The 14,804-nt window shown below is 48.4% G+C and carries 17 protein-coding genes; 3 read left to right on the plus strand and 14 right to left on the minus strand.

Annotation, left to right across the window (positions count from 1 at the left end; genetic code table 11):
- Nucleotides 1-5: 5 nt before the first annotated feature.
- The 9 genes from menC to codY form a co-directional block, all read right to left on the minus strand.
- Nucleotides 6-1,118 (minus strand): o-succinylbenzoate synthase, encoded by a 1,113-nt coding sequence (gene menC / locus HP398_RS22260; RefSeq protein WP_173623668.1) that lies wholly within the window; start codon nucleotides 1,116-1,118, stop codon nucleotides 6-8.
- Nucleotides 1,099-2,106 (minus strand): ABC transporter ATP-binding protein, encoded by a 1,008-nt coding sequence (locus tag HP398_RS22265; RefSeq protein WP_017250415.1) that lies wholly within the window; start codon nucleotides 2,104-2,106, stop codon nucleotides 1,099-1,101. The genes menC and HP398_RS22265 overlap by 20 nt, the downstream gene beginning before the upstream one ends.
- Complete coding sequence (locus HP398_RS22270; protein ID WP_017250416.1) at nucleotides 2,103-3,092, minus strand: ABC transporter ATP-binding protein; 990 nt, start codon at nucleotides 3,090-3,092, stop codon at nucleotides 2,103-2,105. Before HP398_RS22270 ends, HP398_RS22265 begins: the two co-directional genes overlap by 4 nt.
- Nucleotides 3,093-3,114: 22 nt before the next feature.
- Nucleotides 3,115-3,969, minus strand: coding sequence for an ABC transporter permease (locus HP398_RS22275; protein ID WP_173623669.1), 855 nt, complete (start codon nucleotides 3,967-3,969; stop codon nucleotides 3,115-3,117).
- Nucleotides 3,970-3,984: 15 nt separating this feature from the next.
- Nucleotides 3,985-4,905: an ABC transporter permease gene (locus HP398_RS22280; RefSeq protein WP_017250418.1), complete on the minus strand. Its 921-nt coding sequence runs from the start codon at nucleotides 4,903-4,905 to the stop codon at nucleotides 3,985-3,987.
- Between the two features lie 17 nt (nucleotides 4,906-4,922).
- Nucleotides 4,923-6,521 (minus strand): ABC transporter substrate-binding protein, encoded by a 1,599-nt coding sequence (locus tag HP398_RS22285; RefSeq protein WP_173623670.1) that lies wholly within the window; start codon nucleotides 6,519-6,521, stop codon nucleotides 4,923-4,925.
- A gap of 25 nt (nucleotides 6,522-6,546) precedes the next feature.
- Entirely contained in the window at nucleotides 6,547-7,425 is an 879-nt protein-coding gene (locus tag HP398_RS22290; protein ID WP_017250420.1) for a MurR/RpiR family transcriptional regulator, read from the minus strand.
- Nucleotides 7,426-8,919, minus strand: a complete 1,494-nt coding sequence (locus tag HP398_RS22295; protein ID WP_173623671.1) for a M81 family metallopeptidase — start codon at nucleotides 8,917-8,919, stop codon at nucleotides 7,426-7,428.
- 206 nt (nucleotides 8,920-9,125) lie between these two features.
- Entirely contained in the window at nucleotides 9,126-9,902 is a 777-nt protein-coding gene (gene codY, locus HP398_RS22300; RefSeq protein WP_017250422.1) for a GTP-sensing pleiotropic transcriptional regulator CodY, read from the minus strand.
- A 187-nt stretch (nucleotides 9,903-10,089) separates the two neighbouring features.
- Here codY and yjcZ point away from each other — a divergent pair, with 187 nt between their 5' ends.
- Nucleotides 10,090-10,179, plus strand: a complete 90-nt coding sequence (yjcZ, locus tag HP398_RS22305) for a sporulation protein YjcZ (protein ID WP_007720887.1) — start codon at nucleotides 10,090-10,092, stop codon at nucleotides 10,177-10,179.
- A gap of 70 nt (nucleotides 10,180-10,249) precedes the next feature.
- Here yjcZ and HP398_RS22310 read toward each other — a convergent pair whose 3' ends face one another.
- From HP398_RS22310 to HP398_RS22325, 4 genes are all read right to left on the minus strand, one after another.
- Complete coding sequence (locus HP398_RS22310) at nucleotides 10,250-11,026, minus strand: sporulation protein (RefSeq protein ID WP_017250424.1); 777 nt, start codon at nucleotides 11,024-11,026, stop codon at nucleotides 10,250-10,252.
- 56 nt (nucleotides 11,027-11,082) lie between these two features.
- Nucleotides 11,083-11,628 carry a sporulation membrane protein YtrI gene (locus HP398_RS22315; protein WP_017250425.1) on the minus strand — a complete coding sequence of 182 codons (546 nt, stop codon included), beginning with the start codon at nucleotides 11,626-11,628 and terminating at the stop codon, nucleotides 11,083-11,085.
- On the minus strand, nucleotides 11,625-11,936 hold the full coding sequence (locus tag HP398_RS22320) for a YtrH family sporulation protein (protein ID WP_007720892.1): 312 nt from the start codon (nucleotides 11,934-11,936) through the stop codon (nucleotides 11,625-11,627). Before HP398_RS22320 ends, HP398_RS22315 begins: the two co-directional genes overlap by 4 nt.
- A gap of 133 nt (nucleotides 11,937-12,069) precedes the next feature.
- Nucleotides 12,070-12,294: a hypothetical protein gene (locus tag HP398_RS22325; RefSeq protein ID WP_017250427.1), complete on the minus strand. Its 225-nt coding sequence runs from the start codon at nucleotides 12,292-12,294 to the stop codon at nucleotides 12,070-12,072.
- A 331-nt stretch (nucleotides 12,295-12,625) separates the two neighbouring features.
- Between HP398_RS22325 and HP398_RS22330 the strand changes: the two genes are divergently transcribed.
- Nucleotides 12,626-13,873 carry an MFS transporter gene (locus HP398_RS22330; protein ID WP_017250429.1) on the plus strand — a complete coding sequence of 416 codons (1,248 nt, stop codon included), beginning with the start codon at nucleotides 12,626-12,628 and terminating at the stop codon, nucleotides 13,871-13,873.
- Nucleotides 13,874-14,037: 164 nt separating this feature from the next.
- On the plus strand, nucleotides 14,038-14,175 hold the full coding sequence (locus tag HP398_RS22335) for a hypothetical protein (RefSeq protein ID WP_017250431.1): 138 nt from the start codon (nucleotides 14,038-14,040) through the stop codon (nucleotides 14,173-14,175).
- A gap of 75 nt (nucleotides 14,176-14,250) precedes the next feature.
- Here the strand turns inward: HP398_RS22335 and HP398_RS22340 are convergent, their stop codons facing one another.
- Nucleotides 14,251-14,766 (minus strand): hypothetical protein, encoded by a 516-nt coding sequence (locus HP398_RS22340; RefSeq protein WP_017250432.1) that lies wholly within the window; start codon nucleotides 14,764-14,766, stop codon nucleotides 14,251-14,253.
- Nucleotides 14,767-14,804: the final 38 nt, after the last annotated feature.

Raw genomic sequence — 14,804 nt, forward strand, 5'->3', positions numbered from 1 at the left:
TTTTTTTAAGGCCGGAAGTTTGCCGTACGAATCACATAATTGCCGATCGCCTTTTGGTTCAGGACGTAACCGATGCCCGGGGTATCTGGAACTGCCAATTGGCCAGGAGCCATCAGTTCTACTCCATTCTCCACGATGTCTTCCTCCCAGTAACGGCTGGAGGCGGCTGTATCACCAGGGATCGTGAAATTCGGCAAAGAGGTAATCGCAATATTGTGCGCGCGGCCGACACCCGACTCAATCATGCCTCCGCACCAAACCGGAATGTCGTGTGCCTGACATAAGTCGTGAATGCGTTTGGACTCTGTTAATCCACCGACCCTCCCCACCTTGATATTAATAATGCCGCAGCTGCCTAGCTCTATTGCTTTTCTGGCATCATCCACATTGTGAATACTTTCATCGAGACAAATTGGAGTAGACAGCTCCCTTTGCAGCTTGGCATGATCAATAATGTCATCATGGGCGAGTGGCTGTTCGATCATCATCAGCCCATATTGATCCAGCTCCTTCATCACATCCAAATGCTCCATCGTGTATGCGGAGTTCGCATCCGCCATCAGCGGGACACCCTCTCCAAAGCGTTCGCGGATTGCTCGAATCACCTCTACGTCAAAGCCCGGCTTGATCTTTACCTTGATCTTCTTATAGCCCTCACCGAGATGGCGCTCTACTTTTGCCAAAACTTGATCGACAGTCGGTTCAATACCAATGCTGATCCCTACATCGATAACAGATTTCTCGCCTCCTAATGCTTTGGCGAGAGAGATTCCTTTCTGCTTGCTGTAGAGATCCCAGATCGCGCCTTCTAAAGCCGCCTTCGCCATGTTATTGCGGCGAATGGGGGCAAACAGCCGATCCACATCTTCCGGGGTCTCGATTTCACTCGTGAACAGCTTCGGAATCATAAACTTCTCCATCATGTGCCATGCTGTCTCTGTCGTTTCTTCACTATAATAAGGGGCCGACATCGCCACACTTTCCGCGTGCCCTACCTCTCCCTCTCCATACACACTGACCAGAATGAGCTCCTTGATGGTCGTATATCCAAAGCTCGTTTCAAAACGGAAACGAAGTGGCATGTGCAGTTGCTGCAATTCAATTCGTTCGATTTTCAATGTACTTCATCCCTTCTGTTCCATATAAATGACAAGCAACATAATGTTGTGGCGAAGCAAGTGTAGCGACAGGACGCACTGTGCGGCAAACATCCGTAGCATAGGAGCACCTGGTATGAAACGCACAGCCAACTGGAACATTCGCTGGAGAGGGAACATCCCCGGAAAGAACGATTCTCTCCTTCTTCCGAAACGGGTTGGCTTTGGGAACCGCTGACATGAGCGCTACCGTGTACGGATGCAACGGTCGCGCAAACAAATCCTTTTTGCTGGCGATTTCGACGATTCTTCCAAGATACATGACCGCAATTCTGTCGCTGATGTGGCGAACGACACCTAGATCGTGTGAAATAAACAGATAGCTCAAGCCTAGACGTTGCTGCAAATCCTGCAACAGATTCACGATCTGCGCCTGAATGGAGACGTCAAGTGCTGAAACCGGCTCATCTGCTACGATCAATGAAGGTTCTACCGCCAATGCTCGAGCGATCCCGATTCGCTGCCGCTGCCCACCGCTGAACTCATGGGGGAAGCGAGTAGCGTATTGAGCATTCAGTCCGACCATCTGTAGCAGTTCTTTTACTTGATCGCGCCTTTCTTTCGCAGACATTTGCGGATCTTTGACGCCTAACGCTTCCTCCAAAGCCCCTTGCACGGTCATCCGTGGATTTAACGACGCATACGGGTCCTGAAACACGATTTGCATTCGTTTGCGGAGTGGACGAAATCGTGCAGCCGACATATCCAAAATGTTTTGCCCCTCAAATTCAATCGTTCCACCTGTCGGCTCAATGAGTCGCATGATGCTACGACCAGTCGTTGACTTGCCACAACCGCTTTCTCCTACCAACCCAAGCGTTTCGCCTTTTCGCAACTGGAAAGAAACCCCATCGACTGCCTTGATCACTTCGTCGCTATTGCGAAACATTCCTTTGCTAATGGGAAAATACGTCTTTAAATCGTTTACGGATAACAAGATATCACTCATACCGCCATCTCCTTGTTCTCGTACAGCCAGCATCGAACGGCCTGTGTGCCTGTGCCCGTTGCCTTAAGCGGCGGTTTTTCTTGGTAACATCGCTCTTCAGCCTGCGAGCAGCGGAAGCGGAATGCACACCCTTGTGTCACTTCACCCAGTAGCGGGACACTGCCTTCAATCGGATCGAGGCGTAGCTTCTCCTCCTCATCCAGATCGGGGATGCAGCGTAAAAGTCCAATCGTATAGGGATGCTTCGGATTCGAAAACAGACTGGCAACGTCAGCTTCTTCTACAATCTCCCCGTAGTACATGACAAGTACACGATCAGCCATTTCAGCCACCACTCCCAAGTCATGCGTAATGAGCAGCAGGGAGGTATGATCGTTCTCCTTCAGATCGTTCATCAATTCCAAAATTTGCGCTTGAATGGTCACATCCAGTGCAGTCGTCGGCTCGTCCGCGATCAATAAATCCGGGTTACAAGCCATCGCCATCGCAATCATGACACGCTGCTTCATCCCACCTGATAGCTGATGGGGATATTCCCGCATGATGTCTTCTGCCCGCGGCACGCCCACTTTTTTGAGCATCTCAACCGCTTTTGCTTGGCGTTCTTTTTTCGATAAATCGGTATGCAGCTGATACACTTCCTCCAGCTGTCGTCCGATCGTATGGACCGGATTGAGTGACGTCATCGGTTCCTGAAAAATCATCGCGATATCTTTTCCGCGAATGTTGCGAAGTTCACTGGCACTCAACTGGTTCAATAAGGTATCACGAAACCGAATGCTTCCCTCCATCTGCGCATTTGCCCGTGACAAGAGCCCCATGATTGCCAAGGACGTCACACTTTTTCCACAGCCAGACTCGCCTACCAGCGCGACCGTCTCACCTTTTTTCAGTTGAAAAGAAATGCCTTGCAGCGCTGGTAGCTCGCCCTTATCCGTCTTAAACTGCAAGCGTAAATCAATTACTTCCAAGAGTACCTCTTTCATCAGCTTGTGCCCCCTTCATCCATTACCTCGTTTTCGGGTCGAATGCATCCCGTAATCCGTCACCTAACAGATTGAAGCCAAGGACAACCAGCATAATGGCCAATCCAGGAAAAATGGACATCCACCAGGCCTGACTCAAGAATGCCTTGCCGACAAAAACCATGGCTCCCCACTCTGGCATCGGCGGTTGCGCACCCAGTCCGAGGAAGCTCAAGGCAGCTGCCGCCAAAATACTCACACCGAATTGAATGGTGGAAAGCACGATGATCGGGGAGAGAATATTGGGTAAAATATGCTTCAGTAAAATCTGCCAGTCTCTGATCCCCAGAGCGCGAACAGCCTCAACGTACTCTTTTTCCCTTATGGATAAGACTGCAGAGCGAACGACCCGCACATAAGACGGAATAACGGCAATCACTACCGCAATCATGGCATTCGTTAAACCGGGACCCAAGACCGCAATGACAGCGATCGCCAGAAGCAGAGCAGGAAGTGACATGAGAATATCCATGCCCTGCATGATAAACAGATCCACGCGACGATAATAGCCAGCGATAATACCGAGCGTTACACCTATCAAGGTAGAAAGCACAACCGTTATCAAACCCATCAGCAAGGAAATCCGTCCCCCGTGCAATAAACGAGAAAAAATATCTCTGCCAAAATCATCTGTTCCGAGAAGATGAGTCATACTCGGAGCGCTTAATCGACTGTTAAAGTTCATTTGTTCGACAGGATGAGGGGCAATGACTGGAGCAAGAAGCGAACCCAGTGTGAAGACGATTAGGATAACCACACCCGCCATTGCTGTCTTATTGCGTCTCAGCCGTTTGCCCATCCCACCCCAATACGACTCCGGACGATTACTGTTCACCATCCATCTGCTCCTTCCTTAGTCGAAATGGATTCGCGGATCAATCCGGCTGTAAATGAGATCCACGATCAAATTGGTTAAGGCAAAAATCAACGCCATGAAAAACACCATGCCCTGTATGGTCGGCATATCCCGTTTACTGATCGCCTCAATCGCCAGGCTGCCGATGCCTTGCAGAGAAAACACGGTTTCCACCACCACAGCTCCAGCCATGAGCGAACCGAACTGCAAGCCTAACATCGTGACAACAGGAATAATGGCGTTCGGCAGACCGTGGCTCACTATGATTCGGAAAAGTGCTGCCCCCTTTGCCTCAGCTGTCCGCATGTAATCCTGCTTGATGACTTCCAGCATGCTGGATCGGGTCATACGGGCGATCATCCCCGCTTCCGCCATACCCAACGTAATCGCTGGCAGCAGCAAGGAGTGAATCCCCTCATAGCCGGAAATCGGAAACAAAGCAAGTTTGTAAGCAAAAATCCAGATAAGAAACAAGGCAATCCAGAAGCCGGGTGCCGAAATACCGAGTAACGAGGTAAGCACGACAAGCCGATCGATGATGGTGTTTTGTTTGACGGCAGCAATCGTGCCCAACAAGATACCGAATATTGCGGCAATGATTACACTAAGGATGGCAAGCTGCATGGTGATTGGGAAACGGTTCATAATCTGATCCCATACCTTTTCGCCAGTGAATAACGATGTTCCCAAATCGCCAGCGAACAGGTTTCCAGCAAATCGCATGTATTGCTGCCACAGTGGTTGATCCAGACCTAGCGACGCTCTCATTTGACTGATGGCCTCTGGTGTTGCAAACTGTCCGAGTATTTGTGTTGCGGGATCACCCGGTATGAGGTGCACCATCAAGAAGATCAGGACGGAAACGCCAAACAGTGTACCTACCAGGGAAAGTAATCTTTTTACTACATATCGGCGCATGCCCTCACCCCAGTTGTCTATTTTTCGAGCGTGACATCATGCAACGTAATACCTTGCGTGTACGGATTGACCGTGAAGCCTTTAACGCCGCGAGTTGCTATCACCGTCTCACTAACCCATAAAGGGACCCACGGCAAATCATTTAGCAAAATCTCCTGTGCATCTTCGTAAATCTTGAGACGCGCCTGCTCATTCATTTCCAAACGTCCTTTGTTCAGTAAAACATCCAACTCAGGGTTGTTGTAATGAGTACGGCTTGTAGAATTGCTCTTTTCAAAGATGAGGTACAAGATATCAGCATCAAACCAGCCGTAGTACATCAAAGCCATGTCATACGACTTTTTCGAAATGCGCTCTTTGATGGTTGTCATTTCTTGCACGCTGATTTTCATATCAATACCTGCTTCTTTCAGCTGGCTCTGCAAAATCTGCACTGCTCGCTGAAATGCTGGCTCTTGAGAGACGAGCATTTCTACAGACAACGGTTTTCCGTCCTTATCTACGATGCCATCCCCATTACTATCCGTCCAGCCTGCTTCTGCTAGCAACTGCTTCGCTTTGCCTAAATCTCTCGTATACAACTGCTTCGCCTTACTTTCAATCGCTTCACTGTAGCCATAAATCGTGGGTGCCAATGGACCATAGACTGGCTTGCCGAATCCGTTCAATGCTACCTGAACAAGTGGATCACGATCTACGGAGAGTGCTACTGCTTTGCGCAGACGAACATCTGAAAACAGCGGGTGCTTATTGTTAAAAGCAATGTATTTGTTTCCAACGTCCATCGCTTTCTCAATCTTGACTCCGGGCAGTGCCTCAAGCTCCGCAACCGAGTTCGGCGGCGCATCATACAACACATGGACCGTACCCTTTTTGAATTCCATCAGGCGTGTATCATCGTCTTTCATAAACCGGAACATCATGCTGTCGAATTGCAGAGGACCTTTGTTGGTAGCGTACTCCGGTCCCCAGTTATAATCAGGATTTTTCTTGTAGGTGAGCGAAGCACCCCGCTCGCGTTTGTCAAAGATAATCGGCCCCGTTGCAGATGGGTTATCTGAGAAGCCATCCCCTAATTCTTTTGCCTTTTTGGCGTCAAGAGGTGAGACTAATCCACCGACAATGACGTTAACAAAAGGAGCAAATGGTTGGCTAAAATGCACCTTGAGCGTATGCTCGTCTGTTGCTTCCACTTTTTCAATTGGACCTGCAAGCCCCTTCACAGGAGAAATGGCAAGCAAACGGTCAAACGAATCTTTTACGGATGCTGCCGTCATTGGATCGCCAGAGTGATAGCGGACATCTTTTCGGAGGGTAAATGTCCAAACCTTACCGTCCTGCGAGATCTCGTACTTCTCTGCCAAACCCGGATGGAGTTTGCCTGTTGCATCGCGGGTCAATAGAGGCTCGTATATTAAACTGTTTTCCATACTGAGCCAGCTCGTTTTGTGCATATCAAGCGAGTCTGGGTCCGTCAAGGAAGCGATGACTAATGTGTTCCCTTTGGCCGACGTGTCATTCCCCGTTTGATTGGTCGGCTGTGAGGAGCAGCCTGCAATCAACGCCGTTGCCACAAATACACTCAAGGCCCCTTGCTTCCACTTGTGAATCTTCATGTCCCATCCCCCTTATCAATGGCCGTTACACTTCTGTCCCTTCCACAAACGGGTATATTTGTCGACTTGTCTCTTCGTATTCTTTCAGTCTTTGTTGTACCTGTTCACCATCAGCCTGAACCACACCACTGATCAAAATATTCAGCATGGAAAAGATCGCCGTCATTCCTTTTAAGGCAGTAGGAGCAGGTGCGCTGACTTTCAAAATTTGGTCGGCTACCGGTCCAATCGGAGATAGCTCATCGTCTGTAATCCCGATGATTTTGGCACCTCTCTCTTTGGCTGCTTTTGCAAACAGGATGGTTTCACTCGTATAGCGGGGAAAGGAGAGTGCGATCACGAGCCACTCCTGATTGATCTGGGTCAACAGATAGTTGACGTCATCAACTGGCCCATTGTACAGATGCGCGTTTCCTCGGACGACATTCAGTGTAAAGGCGAGCCAATGGGCCGGAGCAAAGGAGCTGCGAAACCCTACGACAAGAATGTGTTTGGCTGCCATAATACTTGAAACCGCTTGCAAAAGTTGGTCCTTTTGTAGCTCCCCTAATGTTTGCCGAATATACGCAACATCCTGCTCCATGTTATAAGAAATCAGGTCTTGTTTCCCCTTCATCTCCACAGCCGCTGTACGAAAACTGTGGATGGCATCAGCTTTTGGGACTTTTTCCAATAAGGAGCTGCGGATCTCGTTTTGCAATTCGCTGTACCCGGAGTAGGCGAGAGCGTATGATAGTCGGATGATTGTGGTTTCGCTTGTGCCGCTCAATGCCCCGACAACTTTGGCTGGTTGCAGTGCAACGCTCTTCGGCTCGGCGAGAATGTATTTGGCTGCGAGTTTTTGTTGGTTGGTCAATTCCGGATAATGCTTGCGGATGCGCTCCTGTACGGATTCCATGATCATCTACTTCCTTGTCAATTGATGTAGGTTCCACTCTGTGGCTGGGTCTAACGGATAAATCGGACGAATGGCGCGCTCGTATTTGAAAAAGCGGAAGTTGAGTGTCGTCAATCCCGGCGAATCAACGGTAATGACGCGTGCGCTGATCGGTTCGAATGATGCCCGGAAATGTGTGCTTGATTTCAAGGCCACGATCTTGTATTTGGTCACGTCAATTCCGTGCAACAGAAAAATTTGCTCATCCAACACTTGCGATTTCACGGAGCAAACCAGTACATCAACCCCGTCAATTTGCAAGCGAACGGACTTGCCAAAATTCTCATGACCGCCTTGCCCCATCGGCGTCGTCGCAATGAATTTTCCATCTGTCAAAGCTTTGACGTAGGCTGTTACTTCAAGTGGCTCTCCATGCAAGTAGTCTGTCTTTCCACCAAGGGATAGCTGTAAGGTAGCGCCTACTCCAGCTTGATGGGCAATCTGTACCACTTCGGGATCGTAAATAAAACCAAAGCATGCATTTGTCAGCTGGGCTTCCAGCATGGCCCGCAGTAAATGCGTTCCGTCTCCGGGTGTGCCTCCGCCTGGATTATCTGAGGTCTCATTGATTACAATGGGCATCCCTTCCGTTTCCAGTGCCATCGCAATTCCCTCGGCAGGCGCGGGCATGTTCAGCTCGAACTCATCCCGCTTTTCCCAAATCAGACTGGCGACATCCTCGCTCACTTTTTTGGCGAGCTCCTGATCGTTATTGGTGACGCTCAAAACAGAAACGCCCAGCTCAGGAATGTCCGTATACGGAAATCCGTGGAAGAATGCACAGTCGATGACGCCTTCTTCCTTTTCCCACGTCCAGCAGGCTTCGTTTATTTCGCGTGCCGGGGAATGATGAGTAGCTGATGTCGGAATCAATAATGGCAGTCTGGTCAAATGCATGGTCGGCTTTATACCTTCCGTAACCATCTTGTGTGCCAGATCGATCGCTTCGATTCCACGTTCATAGCAATCCACGTGTGGGTAGAGGTGGACACCCAGGAGCGCATCGGCTTCATCCACCATTTTTTGTGTCATGTTTGCGTGGAGGTCGAGCGTAACAATTAAGGGAATGTCATAACCGACCAACTGACGCACGGATGCCAGAAGGTCACCTTCCAGGTCATCCATTCCTTCTACGACCCCCGCTCCGTGAAGTCCTAGACAAATGGCGTCTGCACCTTCTGTCGCAGCAATGGTGTCAAGAAGCTCCTTTTTAATCCGGTCGTACGCTTCTCGCAAAATCGTCCCCGCTGGATACGTAAAGGTGAGAAAGGTCGGTAGTAGCTCGATGCCCAGCTCTTCGGCGCGATCCACCATCCCTCCTGGAAAGTTCCGAACGCCCCGATTGCGATTCACAATCGTTTCATGATAATCCCACTCATAGCTTTGAAACATCTCAAGCGTCGTGGGCACATTGGAAAACGTGTTTGTTTCATGCGCAATCCCACCAATAATCACCTTCATTCTTAGAACCTCCATTCATTCTTGAAGTATGAACTTTAAATTTTTGATTTTTTTGAAGTTTCAACCTTTGTGGACATTATAAAGGGAAGAAAATCATTTATTCAACCGCTAAATCATGAACGTTTTATCTATTCTGCTATACTCGTTGATTCATAAACAAAAGCTCTCCCTAGTATAGGGAGAGCTTTTTTCGTAGCTCATGCCATTTATGAGGTTTTCCATTTTGCCAATTCAGATGGGAACTTGTCATTCAGCACTTTGATATATGTACCCTTCATCCCTAACGAACGGGATTCCAGCACACCGGCACTTGCCAGCTTGCGAAGAGCGTTCACGATGACAGAACGTGTCAGGCCTGCTTGATCTGCCAGCTGACTAGCTACCAGCAAACCTTCGCGTGCGTCCAATTGCTCCATAATTTTTTCAATCGCGATCTGTTCACTGTAGGACAACGAAGAGAGTGCGATTTTGGCAAATGTTTTGTCGCGCACTTCATTTTCAATCTGTTCTGTGCGCTGACGAACGATTTTCATACCGATCACGGTAGCTCCGATCTCGCCCAAAATCAGATCCTCTGTTTCAAACTGACCGTAAGCACGCAGCAGGACGAGTGTGCCAAGACGGCTTCCCCCTGCATTGATAGGAACAATCGTCGTCATCATTTGCGGGAAGATCGAATTCAACTCTTTTGGAACCAGGCTGTACGGACTGGTAACCGGCTCGTTCGCCAAGGTTTGTGTAACTTCCAGCAGCTTTTGATGTACACCTTCCTGCAGCTGCGTGGAAGAACGACCGTCTTCTTGCAGGGAAATTTCCTGATTCATTCCACTTCCCAGGATCGAGCCATCTGCGGTAATGATGTAAACATTTGCAGAAATCACTTCAGATAAAAGCCTTGCGAGATCCTGGAAGCCTACTCCGCTGCCACCCATTGTTTTTTGAAGCATCACATTAATTTTTCTCGTTTTTTCTAACAAATTCATAATAATATCCTCCTCTGGATTCTTCATGCTCACAGTATTGTCAGAAAAATCCAGCCCTATACATGCAAATCGAAAAATTAAAAAGAAAGTTGTGTACAGGAATTAGGTAGAAGCCTCGACACCGATTCATAGATCAATGACTATCCTATAGGGAATTGACTACGCCTTACGTGTGGGAGGAAAATCGATGAGCTTGTTTAACGGCGGCTTTAATGGGATTGCGCTAATTCTCGTCTTGTTCGTTCTGTTGACTATCGTAGGCGTTGGCGATGATTAAGACCTCCATAAAAGAAAAAAGGCTGACAGAGTGGTCATGTTCACTCCGTCAGGCCTTTTTTGTATATTCTCTATCGAAGCTGCTGCTTAATGAGTGCTTCAATCGCTTCTGCAATGACATGCGTATGCTTGTTCACATCCGCATTCGTTAAACGGAAACGAATATAGCGTTCATCGAGATTAAACGCTTCTTCAAAAGATCCCATAAAGCCTCGCGCACGTTTATCCAGTTCCAATAAAACTTCCAATTCGCCATCGCGAAGATAGAAGACTACTTCGAGTTCCTCCAATTGGCTGCGGTAAGGCCCTGTCGGACGGAATTCAAATTCCTGTACAAACGGATGTTTGCGACCTAGGTGGCGATTGTATTCACAGTCTACCTTATACAGCTGGAATCCGATCTGTTGAACCGCATCCAACACTTTAGACATTAACGGATGTGGGCGAACCTCGATGAAATCGGAATCCCCCGGGTCAATCGCATTTTTAATATCGAGACCTGTCCGCAAGTAAACCGGTTGGCGCCCCATCGTCAATGGCGTCTCGTAAGGTAATTGAAAAGCGAATGGCAGAACGGTTTCTTCTTTCGGTTTCAATTGTACCCGCTCAGACAGACGATATTTTACAAGTGTGCATTCTTCCTTTGTCTTGGTGTCGTTGACTTCTCTTTCATAGTGTGTGACGACATACATGTAAATCTCGTCGATTTCTTGGGCCACATCTCCTCCCTTGATATGGACCTCACCTCTGACCGTATCTCCGGGAATGAGTGAATCCTGCTCAAGACGTGCATCTACTTGCGCAGAGCCAATACCTACACTAGCCAACAATTTTTTGAACATGGACATGTGTTCGCCTCTCCTTTATACCGACCCAGACCTACATAATCTGGCTATCAGATATTCTATATTGAAATATACGGCGGAAGAAATAGAAAGTTTCGCGCAATCTTTTGCCAAACATCATCAGGTATAACGTCCGCTGTCACGAACACATGCAGCGTTCTACTGATTACCACCGTTTTGATTCGTACCTCCACTGTCGTTCGATCAGACAAAATGTATTCGCGGCGTCGCAGCATTTCATGCAAGACCTGATGGACCTCCGCAACCTGCTCAACCTTCTTCCCTTTTAACGAAGCGAGATCCTTTTCCACGCGATCGACTACTTGTACCACAATGGTGGCATGGAGTGGCTGCTTCTGATCCGCAGTGAGTACAGAAGCGCGTACGTCTTCGATGACGGTCTCTTGCTTTTTCCGATAGACCCGCTGATTTTGCTTCAGCTCCAGATTTTCCTCGTACAGTTTTTTATTTTGTAGCTCCAGGCTTTTTTTGATCAGCATCATCTGTTCCATTTCGCGTCCGTATGTAAATAAAATCACGCTTCCGCCCAAGACGCACCCCATGAGCAAAAGTGCGAGGTAACGTTTCCAAAGAGTCACCTTCATGAGCGCACCTGTACCAGCCAATGCACACAAATCGTTCCGATATGGGCACCTAAGAATGCGACGACGATCATCACAAGCTGCTTAAAGACAGGTGTCAAATTTCCCATCAGTATTTTTTCGATCTGCAAAAACGAATCAAAGGTTCCGCCCAATGCCCCAACTAATCCCCATATTTTGAGCTGGTCAGCCAATTGGGCCATGGATAACAGCGGGGGCTTTTCTGTGAGAAATGCGCCCACCCCACCTGAAAGAGCGCCGCCGACCACAATGCCATAAGCCACGAAAAACGTCAAAATGACTTGTGCCATGTTGTGCTTCATCCTTTCTTCGAACAAGCTGCACATGCTTATCCCTACGCTCGTCATCCCGGTTTTATAACAGGACTTGTTAGCGTTCCAAATAAAAAAGCGGCATGCTCTATTTGGCAGCATGCCGGATCGGTCAGCGTTGGTTCCTTCTCCATTTCTTCAGTTTCTTTTCAATGCGCGGCGAATTCATGATCATAAGATCCGTGAACAAGTTGACCATTTTCGGATTGCGCAGCATCTGCTTAAACACCTCTGGATTTTGCTTGAACCATTGCTCATTGGCACGAATCCATTTCTTGAAACCGTCGTTTGATTTGTAATAGTCATTCAATTGACGAACCGGCCGATATGCGCTCATCTTAATCTATCCCTTCGTCAAAAAATATAACGAGGAGAAAAACGATCACGATGATCCAGATGATCACTTCGAAACCTTCCTCGTTGAAAAAACCAAATCCTCTCACGTCAGATCCCCCTTTCATCCTGCCGCGCTCCTCGCACCATTCCCTACCGCCCATGGTACCTTTCCCTATAGGTATATGTCGTTCCACGCTTGTTGGATTGGACGCTTGCCTGCCTTCATATCGATTTTGTGTGCTGGCCTATATTTTGTTTGTGAAAACGGCTAGACGTTTTTCATAAAACAGGATGAGCATACTAGGGAGGAATGAATCAAAGAGGAGAAGAACATGACAGCCTCTACTGGATCACTGTTACGCAACAAGCCTTACTTGCTATTACTGATAGTCGTCTTTTTCATGCACATGGCCTCTTATCTGGTCATTCCCGTCTTCCCAATCTTTTTGCAAAAGGTACGGGTTCTTTCTCTCTCCCAAGTCGGCATCATTTTGGCAGCGGGAAGCATCACATACCAAATCGGAAGCTTGGCAGGCGGCTTGATGTCAGATCGCTGGGGCAAACGCTCCATCCTAGCCTTTGGGGCATTCCTTCAAGGATGTGCCATGGCAGGCTATCACTTCAGCCATTCTTATGGTTTCTTCTTGTTATTCTCCGCTGTCAACGGCTTAGGTCTTGGCCTGCTCGCTCCTACCATTAAAGCCATGATCGCGGATGAAGTGGATGAGAGCCAAAGAACCGCTGCCTTCTCGTGGAGAGGGATACTCGCTCATAGCGGGATCATTGTCGCTGGCTTGGTCATTACGTGGATGACTGCGGGTGGAAAACAACCGTTTCTCGTAGCTGCCTTTGTGTACGGAGCACTTGCTGTCTTTTCTCGCTTCATCCTCCCCGATGATCGGTGTGTGGGAACAGATTGCAAGCAAACGCCGATCAAGGAGTATCGTCACATCTTGACCCATCGCAGCTTTCTGCTTTTTTCTGGGATCTCGCTCTTAATCTGGGCGCTTTACGCTCAATTCGCCATGATCCTGCCACTGCGGGGTGAGCATGTCCTGCATTCCGCTACGATGATTGGCCTCATTTGGACGATCAACTCGCTCAGTGTCGTCGTCTTGCAAGGGTTTATCTCACGTTTTGTTCTACAGCGCATCAATCCGTACTTGTCCGTAACGATGGGAACGATCTTGTTGGGTGCAGGGCTTACGCTCATGGGATGGGCGAACCACTTTCTTACACTGTGCGGGGCTGCGATTCTTTTCATTTTGGGTGAGATGCTGTTTATGCCGATGCTGGACAGTCTCGTCACTCATTTCGCAAAGGAAGAATGGCTGGGAGCGTACTTTGGCTTTTCCAATTTCGTATCTGGTCTTGGAACGGCTCTTGGGACGGGATTGGGTGGAGCGATGGTTGAAAAGCTAGGAGGAGTCGGCAGCCATTATCCATGGATCGGCTATGGAGTGCTTACGCTGTTTTTAGCGGCCATTCTTGGTCTGTTTGCCGTATATGCAATTCCTCGCCACAAAAACAATGTGCTTGACTCGCCCTCAAAAAATCGTAGAAGGGAAGGTGCCACATGAACGCAGAGGAACACACACAGTATCAACCCGAAAAGCAAATGGAAGTGCTTAGGCGAGTGCCCCTCACCTCCCTATTCATCCAACTGGAGGACAATGTATCCTCCCGCAATCGCCAAAAAACAAATTCGCCTTGGCAGCCATGGCTCTAGGAAAGGAGTAGTTACATGACCAAGCAAAGCAAGGATTCCTCTGTACAGCAAAATCGACCAGATGAGCGCAATCGCCAGCCCAAAACTGTTCAAAACGATGCACCGGGCTATGGAGACAAAAAACTGGAGGGGCCAAATCGTCCGTCCACCTAACCCTCAGGCAAGCAATCAATAAAAAAAGTCATTTTGCGCCTTCATGCAAGGGCAAAATGACTTTTTTCGTTTCATTTACGCAATCGGCACGAGCATGTACGGCAAAGAAAATCCTTCCAATCTCTCCAAAAATGCTTGGCGAGACTTTTCATCAGGCGCAATCAGTTGCAGATAGCGCGTGAAATAAAACACGATACGATCTTCATTGCCCTCTTTTAAGCGATAGTGGGACAGCTGTGCGATGTCCGTCAAGTTGTAGAAGTATTCATAGTGCTCCTGTGTAAAAGGCACTTGAAAGATCCGGCTGACGACTACACCATTGCTCAGATTTTCCCGCATGTTCTCTTTTGTTGCCCCGAGAAAGCGAAGCAGTTCACCAGCACGCTTCGCCCCGACCTTTTCCACCAGTATGCTATCGTTGTACTCCACTTCCAGATCGGTCAAGTTGTTAGAAACGGCTGCAAGCATTGCCATCAGCACCTTGCGCACTGCCAGATTCTCCGTAGCGAATTGATTGTCAAATACATTAAATTCAAAGGACGTAGCTTCGCCCTGACGCCGTGTATACAATTTGATCGCGTTCAAAAGCACTCCTCCGCTTTCTGTTTCCTCGACGATATTCTCCAGAC

The organism is Brevibacillus sp. HB1.4B (genome assembly GCF_013284285.1).
Lineage (GTDB): Bacteria > Bacillota > Bacilli > Brevibacillales > Brevibacillaceae > Brevibacillus > Brevibacillus porteri.